At 47.7% G+C, this 15,688-nt stretch carries 13 protein-coding genes; 3 read left to right on the forward strand and 10 right to left on the reverse strand.

Going from position 1 to position 15,688, the window contains the following annotated elements; genetic code table 11:
* Positions 1-13 precede the first annotated feature (13 nt).
* From SPIGRAPES_RS09340 to aroF, 3 genes are all read right to left on the reverse strand, one after another.
* A complete protein-coding gene (locus tag SPIGRAPES_RS09340; RefSeq protein WP_014270517.1) occupies positions 14-757 on the reverse strand; it encodes a hypothetical protein in 744 nt (247 codons plus the stop codon).
* A gap of 76 nt (positions 758-833) precedes the next feature.
* Entirely contained in the window at positions 834-1,373 is a 540-nt protein-coding gene (locus SPIGRAPES_RS09345) for a DUF4416 family protein (protein ID WP_014270518.1), read from the reverse strand.
* Between the two features lies 1 nt (position 1,374).
* Complete coding sequence (gene aroF, locus SPIGRAPES_RS09350; protein ID WP_014270519.1) at positions 1,375-3,285, reverse strand: 3-deoxy-7-phosphoheptulonate synthase; 1,911 nt, start codon at positions 3,283-3,285, stop codon at positions 1,375-1,377.
* A gap of 78 nt (positions 3,286-3,363) precedes the next feature.
* On the opposite strand from aroF, the gene SPIGRAPES_RS09355 reads away from it, so the two are divergent.
* The gene (locus SPIGRAPES_RS09355) at positions 3,364-4,026 is read left to right on the forward strand and encodes an endonuclease III domain-containing protein (RefSeq protein ID WP_014270520.1); all 663 of its coding nucleotides are present in this window, start codon (positions 3,364-3,366) and stop codon (positions 4,024-4,026) included.
* A gap of 2 nt (positions 4,027-4,028) precedes the next feature.
* On the opposite strand, the gene SPIGRAPES_RS09360 is transcribed toward SPIGRAPES_RS09355, so the two are convergent.
* The 7 genes from SPIGRAPES_RS09360 to SPIGRAPES_RS09390 are packed head-to-tail and all read right to left on the reverse strand — an operon-like array spanning position 4,029 to position 11,644.
* Entirely contained in the window at positions 4,029-4,436 is a 408-nt protein-coding gene (locus SPIGRAPES_RS09360; RefSeq protein WP_014270521.1) for a hypothetical protein, read from the reverse strand.
* Between the two features lie 34 nt (positions 4,437-4,470).
* Positions 4,471-5,424 (reverse strand): methylenetetrahydrofolate reductase, encoded by a 954-nt coding sequence (locus SPIGRAPES_RS09365; RefSeq protein ID WP_014270522.1) that lies wholly within the window; start codon positions 5,422-5,424, stop codon positions 4,471-4,473.
* An 8-nt stretch (positions 5,425-5,432) separates the two neighbouring features.
* Positions 5,433-8,975 (reverse strand): methionine synthase, encoded by a 3,543-nt coding sequence (metH, locus tag SPIGRAPES_RS09370; RefSeq protein WP_014270523.1) that lies wholly within the window; start codon positions 8,973-8,975, stop codon positions 5,433-5,435.
* A gap of 2 nt (positions 8,976-8,977) precedes the next feature.
* Positions 8,978-9,715 (reverse strand): UPF0280 family protein, encoded by a 738-nt coding sequence (locus SPIGRAPES_RS09375; RefSeq protein WP_014270524.1) that lies wholly within the window; start codon positions 9,713-9,715, stop codon positions 8,978-8,980.
* Between the two features lie 4 nt (positions 9,716-9,719).
* Positions 9,720-10,133, reverse strand: a complete 414-nt coding sequence (locus SPIGRAPES_RS09380) for an NIL domain-containing protein (RefSeq protein ID WP_014270525.1) — start codon at positions 10,131-10,133, stop codon at positions 9,720-9,722.
* A complete protein-coding gene (locus SPIGRAPES_RS09385; RefSeq protein ID WP_014270526.1) occupies positions 10,130-11,287 on the reverse strand; it encodes a homocysteine biosynthesis protein in 1,158 nt (385 codons plus the stop codon). The genes SPIGRAPES_RS09380 and SPIGRAPES_RS09385 overlap by 4 nt, the downstream gene beginning before the upstream one ends.
* A 30-nt stretch (positions 11,288-11,317) precedes the next feature.
* Entirely contained in the window at positions 11,318-11,644 is a 327-nt protein-coding gene (locus tag SPIGRAPES_RS09390; protein ID WP_014270527.1) for a YqfO family protein, read from the reverse strand.
* A gap of 36 nt (positions 11,645-11,680) precedes the next feature.
* Here SPIGRAPES_RS09390 and pth point away from each other — a divergent pair, with 36 nt between their 5' ends.
* Positions 11,681-12,211, forward strand: a complete 531-nt coding sequence (gene pth, locus SPIGRAPES_RS09395; protein ID WP_014270528.1) for an aminoacyl-tRNA hydrolase — start codon at positions 11,681-11,683, stop codon at positions 12,209-12,211.
* 110 nt (positions 12,212-12,321) lie between these two features.
* On the forward strand, positions 12,322-15,678 hold the full coding sequence (locus SPIGRAPES_RS09400; protein ID WP_014270529.1) for an alpha-amylase family glycosyl hydrolase: 3,357 nt from the start codon (positions 12,322-12,324) through the stop codon (positions 15,676-15,678).
* Positions 15,679-15,688 lie beyond the last annotated feature (10 nt).

Below are 15,688 nucleotides of genomic sequence, written 5' to 3' on the forward strand. Positions count from 1 at the left end.
GAAGATAGGGAAACTACCAGGAAGGTGCCTCACGAAGACTTGAAAATGAAGTTTTCGTATAAATATCGACAAAAACCTTAAGCATCAGGTCGTCTTCTTTATTGAGAAAACAGTGCAGGCCATCACTGAGTAATAAACCTACCCCGCCATCGCCAAGCTGGGACCAGAACGCCCCGTCCGACTCACGTTCCCCCACCCAGTATCCTGGGGGTATATCCTCAATACACACTGAAACGGGTTCAAGGAAATCAAGAGAAGAAGCGGAAAGCTCTCCATTGGAGAGATCCTTTGCAAACAAATGATAATCGAATAGGCTGAAATCTTCTTTTCTATTCCTGAATACCTGTAGAACCATCGGGTAATTCAGCGTGGAAACAGCATCATATTCGCTTTGTGAAAGCGATAGAAGCTGATCACACAAAGCCCCCTCATCCTGATTAAGCATAATGGGTTTCCTGTCAGTCGGTATACAGGCCCCACCGTAGGGGAATAAAAAACCGAGCGGATAGGCACAGATAAAGGTTGTTTTACCCCTTGGAACCTGAATGGAGACCGAATGCACATCTTTACCGATATAACGCTTCTGCACACCACCTGACCCATCAGACCAACAGAGGGTGTACCAAAGACTTTTCGTTGCGGCATCTTCCCAAGGGTGTTTGCCTGCAAGTGTTACTTGTATGGAAAACAGGGAGATTGGGTCCAGACTACAGCTACAGGTGACAAAAAAAATAAATAAAAGTAGAATTTTTTTCACAAAGAGAAGAGAAGAAAACAAAGCTATATCGCTTTAATGATAGCCTAAAACCTATTACACATAGCAATTTTATCTATTATAACCGATTCTCAAGCATTCGAAGTTGCTGTAGATAATCGTTTCTGTAGCGCTCGAAAAGGGTTCTAAAGGCTTCGGTTCTATAATCAGCATAGGTCCAGGGAAGTGCATTGAAACAGTGTCCATGATAGATAAGGGTTGTCTCGGCATAGATCCCGTCATGAAGGGGAATCCTATGGGATCGGTTTTTAGTGGTAGCCAGGATAAAACTTCCGGCAGAGAGAATCCCGGGATCGAGATTGATCTTTCGATTACCCTTGTCTGCAAATAGTTGCTCGATCTCGTTGGTTTCAAGCTTTATCGTTGCCAGCAAAGAAGGGTCGACAAGGTCCTTAAACACAATAAAACAACGAAAGGGTTGCCCTCCCATTTCCTTGTTGTAATAATCGGTAAACAGGAAAGGAACGTGTTCGCTTTCCTCCTGTATGGGACCGAACCGCTGCACGAGTGTCTCGATGAGACGCTCATGCAAGGATTCGTCGGAGGACAGTACTCCCATTACCAGCTTTTGGAGTTCAAACTGGCATAACCTGCCCATTTCAAAGAGCCGCCGTAAAGGTACCGAGGACCCGAGCCGAGGAACAGCAACCCTTCAATTCATCCAAGGCAATTGTAAAGGCGCCTTCCTCCCCAAGCTCAGTCTCGACGAAGAAGGAGTATTCCCACGGCTTTCCGGGAATCGGCCTCGATTCCAGTTTCTTCATATTAAGGCCATGCTTGGAAAGAATGGACAAGGCTTCAAACAGAGCTCCCGGATGATCACCTACGGTAAACTGGAGCGAAGCCCTGTTCACTGGGGCAGCAGACCGGAAAAGGGAAGCGTTCTCCTCCCTGCAGATAATATAAAACCTTGTATAGTTACGGGGGTTGCTTTCAATCCCTTCACTCAAGATTTCCATATCATGGAATCTGGCAGCCGGTGCTCCGGCAATAGCAGCTTTTGTCGGGTCGAGTGTCTTTTTCACGAAAGAAACAGACCCAGCGGTATCGAAGAAGGGCACAGCCTCTGCCCAAGGCATCTCGTTTTTCAAGAAATCTGCACACTGGGCAAGCCCTTGCGGATGGGAATAGATATGGGTAATCTGCTCCTTCTTTGTACCGGGAAGGACAATGAGGTTATGAATGATGCGAACCTGTTGCTCCCCGACCACCTGTATTCCTGGATGGCTGATGAGCAAATCGAGGTTATCGTTGATTGTTCCCCCCAGGGTATTCTCAACAGGGACTACCCCATAGGCAGCTTTTCCCTGCATGACTGCATCAAAAACATCGGCAAAGGATTTACAAGGCAGAACCGATGATTTCTCGTCGAAAGCCCTGCGAACGGCAAGTTCACTGTATGCACCACGTTCCCCCTGGAAGGCTATGGCTTGGTTGAAAGTAGAATACGCTTCTCCCTGTTTCTGGGTAAGGGAAGAAGGGATAATGCGTGGAATTCTCTCAAGCGATTTCCCGACAACAGGGGCAAGCGCCTGGATATCACGCATCAGTTTCTCAAACTGAGAGGGATAAAGAGACTGGGGACCGTCACTGAAAGCTTTTTCAGGATGGTCATGCACTTCCACGATAAGGCCGGAAGCTCCACTGGCAACGATGGCAAGACTCATAGGATTAACCATATCCCTGAGACCTGTAGCATGGCTGGGGTCCCCGATAACAGGCAGGTGTGTCATTTTCTGGACTACAGGGATGGCACTACAATCGAGCGTATTTCGGGTAGCACGCTCAAATGTGCGGATACCCCGCTCACACAGGACTATCTGGTCAGTCCCGCTAGCCATGAGGTATTCTGCGGCCATGAGCCATTCTTCGAGCGTTGCGCACAGGCCCCTTTTCAAGAGGACCGGCATACCTGTCTTTCCGACTGCCTTGAGCAATTCGAAATTCTGCATATTCCTTGCCCCGATCTGGAACATGTCAATATAGTTTTTCATGAGGTCAACATCGGAAGGACTCACGATTTCTGTGGTTACCGGCATGCCGTACTTTTCGCCGGCTTCCTTGAGGTATTGCAGACCCTCTTCACCAAGACCTTGGAATGCATAGGGGGAAGTCCGGGGTTTGAACGCCCCACCTCGTAAAATTACCGCACCGGCTTCACGCACCAGACCGGCAATGGTAGAAATCTGCTCACGCGACTCGATGGCGCAGGGACCTGCCATGACAGCAATCCTGTTTCCCCCGATCTTCACGTTACCGACCGTTACGATGGTGTCTTCTTTTTTCAGTTCCCTCGAGGCAAGTTTATAGGGTTTGCTGATAGGGACTACACTCGCAACACCGTCAAGCATCTCTACTTCACGGATATCGAGACCGCTCTGACCTACTGCCCCGAAGACAGTCTCTTCCTGTCCAATGATTTCCTTTACAGTATAACCTTTGTTTTCCAGAAAGGACCTGAGGCTCTCGCGTTGTGCTTCATGTATATTTTTCTTGAGTACGATAATCATGGGACAACGCTAGAATGTATCAAAAAAAAGGTCAAGGGAACATTGCCTTTTTCAGCTCATCATGGTATCAGAATTATCATGGAAGACCAATATTGGGTAGATTTGTTTTCCCGCTTTGGGTCAACGATCAAGAAGGAAGGAGGGAAACTCCCTTCTGTCTCGGCAATTGCCTTGGAAAAACAGGACCCTTTCAGGGTTCTTGTCTCTACGCTCATATCACTGAGGACCAAGGATGAGGTGACCTTACAGGCAAGCAGGAAACTTTTTTCCCTCGCAGATACACCTCATGCCATGCTCTTGCTTGGGCAAAAAGCCATCGAAGAAGCTATCTACCCTGCCGGTTTCTATAAGACGAAGGCAAAGAACCTACTTGCCATAAGCGAAATCCTGGAAATGACCTACAATGGGAAGGTCCCCTCTTCCAGCGAAAAACTCCTTCAGCTTCCGGGGGTAGGGATAAAAACGGCAAACCTTACGCTGAACCTGGGATTCGGGATCGAGGCAATCTGCGTGGATTGCCATGTACACCAGATTGCAAACAGGATGGGCTGGGTTGCTACAAAAACGCCCGAGCAGACAGAACAGGCCCTCCAGACTGTCATGCCAAAGCGTTTTTGGATTCCACTCAACGAACTTTTGGTCGTTTACGGACAATATATCTGTACCTCGGTAAGCCCTTGGTGCAGCAAGTGCAGCGAAACGGCAACCTGTTTGAAAAACGGGGTAAAGAAAGAGCGGTAAGCTTATGCCAAAGCCTTCTTGCATACCTCATAGGTGGCAAAAAGAACTATGAGATGATACATGAACATCTCTATCCAGGAAATCCAAGATTTGGCATCATATCCACGAAACCCCGGTGCAAAATCGGCAAAGAATACTATGGCAACCCAGATTACCAGAATCGCAATCATGCCACCTTTTACAAAAACAGGGGAAAGACCTTTGGCAAATAAGGGAACAAAAAGAAGGATGCCCCCTAGAAGGACTACCGTAGACAAGATATAGACCATTGCATCAGAGTCAAAGGCATTGAAAAGACTTCCGATAGCTTCAGAACTTCCCCCGTTGACCAAGCCCTGAAGACCCATGCTGATATACAGCAGGGCAATTACGATACGCAGCAGAACCGAAGAAGTTTTTTTGTCAGCCATTAAGAATCTCCCTGTTTGAACATATGATTATCGGTCAATACACATCCTTGACTACACGGGACACAGACTCTGCCTTGCCAAGGGTGTAAAAATGAACTCCGGGAACTCCGTTGGCAATAAGGTCGGTAGCTTGTTTCTTGCACCAATATACCCCAACCTCCTTCACATCCTGCAAGGTTTTTGCCTGGGAAAGCAAATCTACCAGTTCAGAGGGAAAATCCACGTGAAAGGTCTGGGGTATGGTCAAAAGGTCCCTTTTGCTTCCAATGGGCTTTATCCCTGGAATAATGGGGACCGTAATGCCGGCTTTCCTAGCTTCATCGACAAAACGATAATATACCGCATTGTCGAAAAACATCTGGGTAACGATATAACCGGCCCCGCAATCAACTTTTCTCTTGAGGTTTGCCATATCGTTGCTAAGGTTCGGGGCCTCCCCGTGTTTTTCAGGATAGCCTGCAACGCCAACACAAAAATTGGTTTTCTGCGGGTTTTTCAACTCATGGTCGAGATATATTCCGTTATTTAGGGCAATGATCTGGGAAACCATCTGATCGGAATGGTCGTATCCGCCCTCAACCGGGACAAACCGCTTCTGCCCTACAGGGGGGTCTCCCCTTAAAGCAAGCACGTTGTCTATGCCAAGAAAGTTCAATTCGACCAAGGTATCCTCAATCTCGTCCGCATTCATGCCACCGCAGATCAGATGAGCGACAACTGGGATATTGAACGTGTACTGGATCAACGCAGAAAGGGCAACGGTCCCTGGACGCTTATGCACCGTTTTCCGCTGCAACAGCCCATCGGGACGTTCGATATAGACGACTTCCCTCTGGTGGTTCGTAACATTGATATATGCCGGCTCGAAAACACTGAGTTGCCTTACGGTGTCAAGCAAGGTCTCTGCATTCCCCCCTTTAAGGGGAGGTACAAGTTCAAAGGTAAACAAAGGCTTTTTTGCCTGGCTGAGTATGTCTGTTACTTTCATGTTAGTTATTATTCCATACCTTGAAGGATTGTGGCAAGGTCAGGGGCGGAAAGCCCTTTTGCCTTGGCATACTGGTCAAGTTGTTCCTGCGATACGTTTCCGACACTGAAATATCTAGGGTCATCGCCCCCGAACACCATGGCACAGATACTTGAAGAAGGATCCATGGCAAAGTTCTCGGTCAAACGTACCCCGATTGCATCGGTAGCCCCGAGCAAATCAAAAATACCCTTCTTTTCACTATGATCGCTCCAAGCAGGATACCCAGGGGCCGGACGAATGAAGCCCAGATTCTTTGAACCCCACCGGTCTGCGAGGAACCGCTCGGTTTTTTCGGCGAGCACTTCCACCAACCGGTCACAGATCAGCTGCAAGGACAGTGCGCGGTAGTCATCCCCCTTCTCTTTGAGTTCCTTCAGATATTCACCGATGGAAAGGGAAGAACTCACCACAAACAACCCGACAGTATCAGATTCCTTTGCCACATAATCGGCAAGGCACAACCCTGTCGACTCATTGCGGAGAAAATGAAATTTTCCTGTACCGGCCGAGACAGTCATGCGGTCGCTTGTTGCAGGGAACAGTCCACATACAGCCTTGCAGCCGGATTCGAGAAGCCGGATGATTTGAGGATCGGCTAACATTTCCAAGGCATCGCTTATCAGTTTTTCAGATTCACTGGTTCCAACAGGGACTTTCCAGGAAGTGCTGTACATCTTCCAGTTAACCAACGGAAGCAATTCATCAAGGGCAAAGTGGTCGATCGTAAAAATCCCATAATTCTTTGCAGGTGTGCCCAAAGCTTTCTGCTGCACCAAAGAAAGCGCTTGGGTATACCCTACGGAAGGCAAGGATACGGCAGTCCTCGGATATCGGGCAAAAAAAGTATCGTTGCGTAACAGCTCATACCGTTTTGAGAGTTCAGCTAGATACTCACCTTTTTGGGCACCCACGACTTTCTGGGCTGCAAGGGCCATGGAAGAAGCATCCTTGGTCTGGATAACCGCGCTGCTATACAAAGGTGCCAGTTTCACGGCAGTGTGCAATTCGCTGGTGGTAGCTCCCCCTACAAACAGGGGAATGGTGCAACCATTGGCCTCAAAAAGGGAGACAACAGAGGCCATCTCTTTCAACGAAGGGGTTATCAGGCCACTGAGACCTACCAGGTCAGCTTTATGTTCCAAGGCAGATGCAAGGATTTTCTGGGGAGGAACCATAACCCCAAGGTCGATAACTTCAAAGTTATTGCAGGTAAGGATGAGATTGACAATGTTTTTCCCAATGTCGTGGACATCCCCTTTTACCGTAGCCATAACCGCAATCTTTTTCTTTTGAAAGCCTATTTTATTGTTTACATCAGTCAAATAGGCAGTAATCCTAGGTTCTAGGATATCAACAGCGAGTTTCATCGTTCTTGCACTTCGGACAACCTGAGGCAGAAACAGCTTGCCCTCGCCAAAGAGCTTCCCAACTTTTTTCATGCCATACATCAAAGGCCCCTCGACAAGTTGTATGGGATCCATGCTATCCAAGGATGCCAAGTCAGTCTGGAGGAACGTGTTTTCACCATGAAAAATGGCTTCAGCCAACCTCTCTTCCGGACCGAGTGACTTCCATGCCTCTTCCTTTGTCTTTTCCTTGGTTTGCGTAGGCTTGGTAAGTTCCCCGCTCAGGGCAAGGTCAATGAGATTTTGCCGCGCTTGGGCAGCTTTTGTATCCTCAGGAAGCAAAGCTTTTCCAATAATTGCCCGGGCATGGGGAGGAATTGAGTCAAGGTTTCTGTCTGCTCCTGGATTGATGATGGCCATATCCAGTTTCGCGAAAGCAAGGAACATGGCATGCATTGCATTTCTCAAGACATCGTTTCCCCGGAAGGAAAATGAAAGATTGCTGATTCCTCCGCTTGTATGGGCAAACGGAAGATTTTCCTTGATCCAGAGAGAAGCCCGGATAAAATCCTTGGCATAGAGATCATGTTCATCTATCCCGGTCGCTATGGAAAGTACATTTGCATCGAAGATAATGTCCTCGGGCTTGATACCTGCCTGTACCAACAAGTCATAGCTGCGCTTGGCGATCGCAATTTTGCGTTCATAATGGTCAGCCTGTCCTTTTTCATCAAACAACATGACTACCATTGCGCACCCATAGGAAGCAATGAGGCGGGCATGGGAAAGGAATTTTTCCTCTCCTTCCTTCAGGCTTATGGAATTCACAATTCCTTTACCCTGGATTTCCCCTAACGCTATTTCAATGACCTCCCAATCCGAAGAGTCAATCATAACAGGGACTTTTGAAACCGAAGGATCACTGGCCACCTGACGAAGAAAAGCGACCATGGCCTTCGGGGCATCTAACATTGAGGCATCCATGCAGATATCAATGACCTGTGCACCCTGTGCAATCTGGTTCCGGGCTACAGAAAGCGCTTCTTCCCAGTTCTCTTCCTTGATCAGTCGGGCAAATTTTTTCGAACCGGCTACATTGGTTCTTTCCCCTATAACCAGAAAGGACCCATCCCTGACTTCGAGTCTCTCCAACCCGGAGAGGACAAGAACCGGGGGCCTTTCGTTTTTCACATGCACCTTGGCCCTATTGGTGGCCTCTTTGAGAGCCTGTATGTGCTCAGGGGTTGTGCCACAGCAGCCACCAACGATATTCAGGCATCCTTTCCCTAGCACGGGAGCCATCTGGTCTGCCAATTGCCTTGGGGTCAAGGTATAGTGACCTTCTTTGTCAGGGAACCCTGCATTGGGGTGCGCACTTACAAAAAATGGGGATATTGCGCTCAGTTTTTCAATAAGGGGAACCATCTGCTCTGGGCCGGTTGAACAATTCAAACCAAGCGAGAAAATCGGGAAAGGAGCCAAAGAAGAAACAAAGGCTTCCAAAGTCTGTCCGCTCAAAGTCCTTCCGCTCAAATCGCTGAAGGTTACGCTTACCATGACAGGGACTTTGCGTTCCTTTTCTTCCATTGCTTTGAAACAGGAACGTATGGCAGCCTTTGCTGCAAGGGTATCGAAAACAGTTTCGATGAGAAGCAGGTCGACACCACCGTCAAGCAAAACGCCAGCCTGCTGCAAATACATTTCCTCGAAACCCTTAAAATCGCTTTTCCTGAAAGAAGGGTCATCGACATCAGAGGAAAAGGCGAGGCTTCTGTTGGTAGGTCCCAGGGTTCCTGCAATGAATGCGTACTTTTCCTGGGTACGTTCAAAATCGGCAGCAGCCTCCCTTGCTATTTCACAGGCAGCCCGGTTCAGGGTTTCCACTTCACTTGAAAGCCCATACTCCTCGAGGTTGAAACTATTGGCACAGAAGGTATTGGTAGTAATGATGTCGGAGCCTGCCTGCAGGTACTGTGTATGGATGTCAAAGATCACATCGCCCCTGGTGAGGGAAAGCAGTTCATTGCATCCGACGGCCTTTATGTCCTCCAGGTAAAAATCCTCATCTCTGAGACCTTGATTCTGAATCATAGTCCCCATGGCTCCATCGAGAACCAGAACCCGCTCAGAGAGGAGTTTCAAAAGATATTGCTGTCTATCCATACTTAGGTACGTACCTCCAACTGGCCGCAAAGAGCCAATTTGTCATCAAGTAACACAACTGCCGATATGATATCGGGCAGCTGATTCATTTCATTGCAAATTTCCTGTACATCGCGGGGGGTCTTTACCCTGTTGCAGAAAGCTGTTGCATAGGCATCGGCAAGGGCTGCATCGAAACAGGCTACCATAACGGCATCGGCTTTGCCGAAACTGTAGGAATGGCCTATCTTCCCCGATGAAGTACAGATACCAATAGGACTGTGAAGAGGGTCTACAACCAGAGAAAGCTTGCCTGAAAGTGCATTACCTGGTGCAAATAGTTTAACAGATAGCTCTTCCAGGACATCAATGTATAAATCCCCGCCATTCTCCACAACAATTTCCGTTAGCGCAAACCTTTCTTTCAGATAGCTGCCAACAGATTGCGCCACCGCCCCAGCCACGCTTGCCATGGGACCAGTCCCAGAGGCAAGGGAAGCCCTGAACATGGAACTAAGGAAAGGAGTTGCCACCCCTTTCTGGCTAATTGGGCTATAACTCGTCAGAAATGTTTTATCAGGATAATTGATAATCTCATTTCGGAGTTTCCTCAGGTACCTTGCCGCTTCCAAGGTAAAAGAATGCGAATCTACCGAAGATGGTTGAAATCCGATCCAGAGATCGCTTTCCCCAACTGAAAGGGAAACTGAATTGAAACGGGTAGCACCCATCCTCTGGCGGTAGGTTCGACTCTCATACATGCTTCTATGCCTCTTTCTCCGTCGAAAGTGCAAAAAGCTTCATGGGGCAGGCATGGACACAAAGTCCGCAGACCACACAAAGCGAAGCATCATAGGCAAGGTGCCAATCTTTGTCCATCGACAATGCTTTGGAGAAACAGACGGCAGTACAACTACCACAGTTGATGCAGCCAGCCTCTTCAAAGATGAGTTCCTTGACCATCTCGGAAACGGTTACGCCAACTCCCAAGAGCCATTGCACACTATCGCCAATGGCCTTCTCCGTTCCGGAGAGTTCGACAATAAGCTTTCCGCCCTTTCCTGAGGCCACATCGGCATTCAGTATATTGATGTCAACATCGTAGGTCCTGACAAGTTTCCCGACCAGCGGCAGCTCTACCAAGGTAGGTGAAAATCTCAAAGCATAGCGTTTTTTCATTGCATACCACCTTCACGGGGAATCAAGGGTTTGACAAAACTGTCCTGTGGAAACATTTTAACCGGTTCGCTGAGGAAGAATTTCCTGTCCCGTATCCAGCCGTTCAACTCTTCGGCAATTTTCCTTGCCTTACTCAACGAGGACATAGGAGCTGTCTTAACTTCTTTTCCATTGAGCAGAACAGAACCACTCTGCAGCTGCTTGTAGGTTACCTTACCCACAGTGGCATGGTCTGGAGTCCCATAGTCACTGATGACTGTTTCAATCTGGCTGTTATTGATAGCAAGGTGTTTTGCCATGGCAACGTCCAGGACAGGAATGGGAATCCCGATTCCTACAAACATCGAGACACCATATTTCTCGTAGTACGCAGAACGGATATATTCGGTGGACATTTCCTTGGCGTTCCCCACGACAGCAAGGGTAGCCCCGCTTCCGACTGGAATCCCGAATTCATTTCGGGGACGCTTCATATTGAACTGGGTTCCGTTCCAAATTACATATCCTTCTGTCCCACCAAGGAAGATTCTCGTTCCAAGGCCGATAGTCTTGAGATAGGGGTCGTTGAGAAGGGGACTCAATTCTCCACTGGTTGAGTAGGTTATGTTGTTATTGTTTGGCAGCAAACAGCCCATATACGTATACTTCATCTTGCTGGTACTGTTTGTTGCGGCTGCATAGTTCTGATAAGCATTACGAGGATTGAACAAGTAGAATTCGTTTACCGTATCTTTGTTGATCCAGGTATCGATTTCCTTGGTAGGATAACAATCAGTGCCCTTTCCCCGTGCATGGAGACGGACTTCCTTTCCCGCTATCAAATCCTCTATGACGTTGGCACCACCATAGGTGCAATCGAATTTCGACTCTGCGGTAGCCCCTATATAACTGTCTACAGCGGCAAGTCCTTCATAGATATTGACCCCGTTGAGGGTAATCTCTTCCATACGGATCCCAGGGGACCAGTGACCAAAATTAATCATGGCACCTGACGAACACATGGGGCCGAATGTTGCAGTGGTTACGATATCGACTTCTTGCGCAAGTTGCTCGATATCTGTTTTCTCAGCCATCCGGGAAAATTCCTCGGCTGTGACTACAACGACCGTTCCGGCTTTGATCTTTTCATTAATCTGGGCAACCGTTTTTGCCATAGAAACTCCTTCGATTGATACAATAGGCTTTCACATTGACAAACCGTCAATTGTCATTACAGGGATCAAATGGTAAGCGGGGACTTCGTAGGGATGGGCTTCTAACATTGCCTGGACGGCCGATGCCACATGTTCTTCATCCACAACCAATTCTAACCGCCACTCCTCAACTTGTTCAAGCGCCCCGACCTCTCCAATGAAGGGAGAACTACCTTTACAGGGCATAAACTGACCGGTTCCGAGTGTTTGCCAGCTGCATTGCTCATATCCGCCGAGTATTCCGGCCCCTGCTGAGAACAAGGCTTCCTTTACACATTGCAGGTGGGTTTCGGGAACATAACAAACAAGAACATACATCTTTTTCTTTCCCCTTTATTTAGATACTATAGCGATATGGTAAAACTAATCGTATTCCTCGGCAACCCGGGAAAGAACTACTCCAATACGCGTCATAACGTAGGGTGGATGCTAGCTGACCGGATGTACCCATCTACACTGTGGCAACAGAAATTTCATGCAGAGACTGCATCTGAAGGGGCTTTCCGCCTTATCAAACCCCAGACCTATATGAATGAAAGCGGGATCTCTGTCCGTGCCTGCTGTGATTTTTTCCAGATCAAGGCAGAAGAAGTTGTGGTTGTCCATGACGACCTTGAACTTCCCTTTGGTACGGTAAGAATCCAGAAAGGCGGGGGGCTTCAGGGCCACAATGGCCTCCGTTCGATTAAAACCCATCTTGGCAGTGACTGTTTTCTCAGGCTTCGCATAGGTATAGGAAGACCGCAGAGAGGGGATATTGCAACCTTTGTCCTGACCCCCTTTTCGAAGGAAGAGGCTCCGGTGTTGCCCTTGATACTTGGTAAGGCAGAAAGGCTTCTTACAGGTGATTTTTCAACACTTCCGGTAACAGATTCTTTAGAATAACCTCTCCACTTTTCAACAAAGGGGTTACAACATGTATATTGCATGATATACTTTTTGAGGAAACTTTCTCCCTATATGTGAGAAAACCACCATAAGTTGGGAGGCGTGAATTGATAGCACGAGACCTTCGCATTTCAATCCGTACACGGACTGAAATGGATTTTTTTTTAGCATTGTTTCCTTCAAATTCCGGTTTGGATGGCTTATATAAACAGGCAAGTGAATTGGCCCATACTTACAATTCCATGGTCCACAAACGACAGGGAAAAGAATACCTGTCAGCTGGAAGACTGCATGCAACTGCAGTTCTTCATCTAATCTACCAAACGGTATTGAGCAGATATCTTGAAGAGACCGAACCTGATTTCTTCACCCGACTGACAACGCTGGTTTCCAAAAACCATGCAACCCAGGATGTGCTGGCATTCTATGTAAAGGAATTCCCATCCCCTTTACTCATCGAGCAGGAGCCGCCCCTTACTTTTTACATGGAAGAATCCCTACGGGGTTACTTTGTGCACCAGGTAATGATAGAAAACCCCGCACTGGTAAAAGCGGCAAAGCCTTTTATCAGTCCTGAAGGTCTCTCGTTCCCCCGTGCATCCCAGGCCCTGACGGCCCTTCTTGGCGGTTATTCCCAAGGGGCTGCCCAGATGACTAACAGCGAAGAGGATATTTTCTCTTTTTTGACCCATCCTGCGAAACTCTATCCGGATTCGCTCACTGAACAGATCCAATTCATTTCAGAAACCTGGGGTGATTTCCTACCCTTCGAAATGACACAATTGCTTTTAAGGTCCATCGATTACGTACAGGAAGAGGATAAACCCCATTTCTTCCCAGGGCAGGACGCTGGAGGGAAAGGCACTACAGAAGTTCCCGACTATAGCATCATCATGGAGGAATACGAGGCTTTCTCCGCTGACCGGAACTGGATGCCGAATGTTGTCATGATTGCAAAAAGCTCGCTGGTTTGGCTCGACCAGCTATCCAAGTCGTATGGGTACCCAATTACTACCCTATCAGACATACCCGACCAGGAACTGGACCGGTTGCACCAGCAAGGATTCACGGCCTTGTGGCTGATCGGTCTCTGGGAGCGTAGCAATGCGTCCAAGAAAATCAAGAACCTTTGCGGAAACCCTGAGGCTGAGGCTTCAGCCTATTCCTTGAAAAACTATGAAATAGCCAACGCCATTGGGGGATGGCCTGCATTGGAAAACCTACGTCAGCGTTGTGCCGAGCGAAACCTCAGGCTTGCAAGTGACATGGTTCCCAACCATTGCGGTATCGATGGGGACTGGGTCTTTGAACACAGCGAATATTTCATTCAGCAAGATACCGCTCCCTTCCCTTCGTATACCTATAATGGGCCCAACCTTTCAGATAATGACCACATCGAGATCAAACTCGAAGACCATTACTATGATCGTACCGATGCTGCCGTGACGTTCCGCAGAAAAGACCTGCAAACAGGAAAAACCAGCTATATCTACCATGGTAATGACGGGACTTCGATGCCTTGGAATGACACTGCACAGCTCGATTACCTTAATGCTGAAACCAGAGAGGCTGTCTACCAACAAATCAAGCATGTAGCAAAAAACTTTCAGATCATTCGTTTCGATGCTGCCATGACCCTTGCAAAGAAGCATATACAGAGACTCTGGTACCCAACCCCTGGAAACGGCGGAGATATTGCAGGAAGGGCGAACTTTGGGCTTAGCGACAGAGAGTTCAATGAAAGGATTCCCCACGAATTCTGGCGAGAAGTCGTTGACAGATTGAGTGAAGAGCTCCCGGATACCTTGCTTTTAGCTGAGGCCTTCTGGATGATGGAAGGTTATTTTGTAAGAACCCTGGGAATGCATAGGGTCTACAACAGCGCATTTATGAATATGCTCAAGAACCAGGAAAACCAGAAATACAGGGAAACTATCAAAAATACCATTTCCTTTGAACCGGAAATACTGAAACGCTTCGTAAATTTCATGAACAACCCTGATGAAGATACTGCCATTGCCCAGTTCGGGGATGGAGATAAGTACTTCGGGGTATGTACGTTGTTGTCAACGATGCCAGGCCTTCCCATGTATGGCCATGGCCAAATCGAAGGCTACAAAGAAAAATATGGGATGGAATACCGCAGGGCCTATTGGGACGAGAAACCCAACCAGAACCTCATTGAAGAACATAGACGGAGAATTTTTCCTCTCTTGAAAAAGCGCTACCTGTTCAGCGGTATCGACTATTTCCAGTTATTTGACCTAGTCGACAATTCAAAAGTCCAGGAATCGGCCTTCTGCTATATCAACGGTACGGAAAACGAACGTGCAGTCGTGCTATTCAACAACCAATATGAAGCTGTCGAGGGGTGGATAAAAACCTCTTCCCCCAAAATGGTGAAACATAACAACGGGGAAAAATATACCGAAGAGGTTTCACTTGCTGAAGCTGTAGGGTTGACCGTTGGGGGACGGAGATATGTTTTATATGAATCCTTCCCAGAAAAACTCACCTACCTGAGACCCTCCCTAAGGGTTTTTGACGAGGGAGCACAGATTCATCTCAATGGCTACGAGGTCAAGATTTTCCTGCATATCAGGGAAGTGGAGGATATCGATGGAACCTACGGGGAACTCTATGCCTTGCTTGACGGAAAAGGAATCGCAAATATTGAACAGGAAATTCTGGCTCTTCGCCTGAGACCTGTTTTCAAAGTCATGGAACCTTTGCATAGCGAACAATTTTCAAAACTTTTGGTTGCCAGCATCCAAGGCAAAGCAACCCCCCAGCATGAAAGAAAGTTGATATTGACCCTTGCCGAGGTCTATACCCATCTCAATGCAATCGTTGAGACGCTGCATCCTTCCGCAATAAAGGCTCTGCCCTGTCTTCCCCTGGAAATAAACCCCTCACAAATGCTTGCAGAAATCCAACGGTTCACTACTCTCTTCAAGAAAGGGATCGAAAGTTCCTATTTTTGCCAGGGAGCCGCTATCATGGACGAGTTTCCGACGATTATGGCTGCATCGATGTTTCTCAAACCCTTCATTAAAGAAACTGACAGCATAGCTGATGCAATGAAAGCCAGCGACCAGCTGTTACTGCAGAGATTTTTCTCTGATTTCTTATCTGAGGCTGGATTTAGGGATTCACAGGCAAGAAAAGCCTGTCATAGTGCCGCAATCCTTGCCTCTGCAAGCTACGTTATCGCAGACACGGAAAACGACCCGAAAAAAATACTAGGGATATTACTGGAAGACGAAGCACTGAGAACGTACGCGAATTGCAATGAGTACCAAGGAATAACCTGGTACAAGAAGGAGGCAATGCAAGAGATTATTTTTCTAACGGCCCTGTCAATGCAGGTACTCAAAGGGAAAAAGGATACTTCAGCTTTTGTTCGGGTATTGACTGAAGCAGAAACCTCTGCCGAATACCAGCTCAACAAGTTGCTCAGTTAAGGTCCGATCA

The organism is Sphaerochaeta pleomorpha str. Grapes (assembly GCF_000236685.1).
GTDB classification, from domain to species: domain Bacteria; phylum Spirochaetota; class Spirochaetia; order Sphaerochaetales; family Sphaerochaetaceae; genus Sphaerochaeta; species Sphaerochaeta pleomorpha.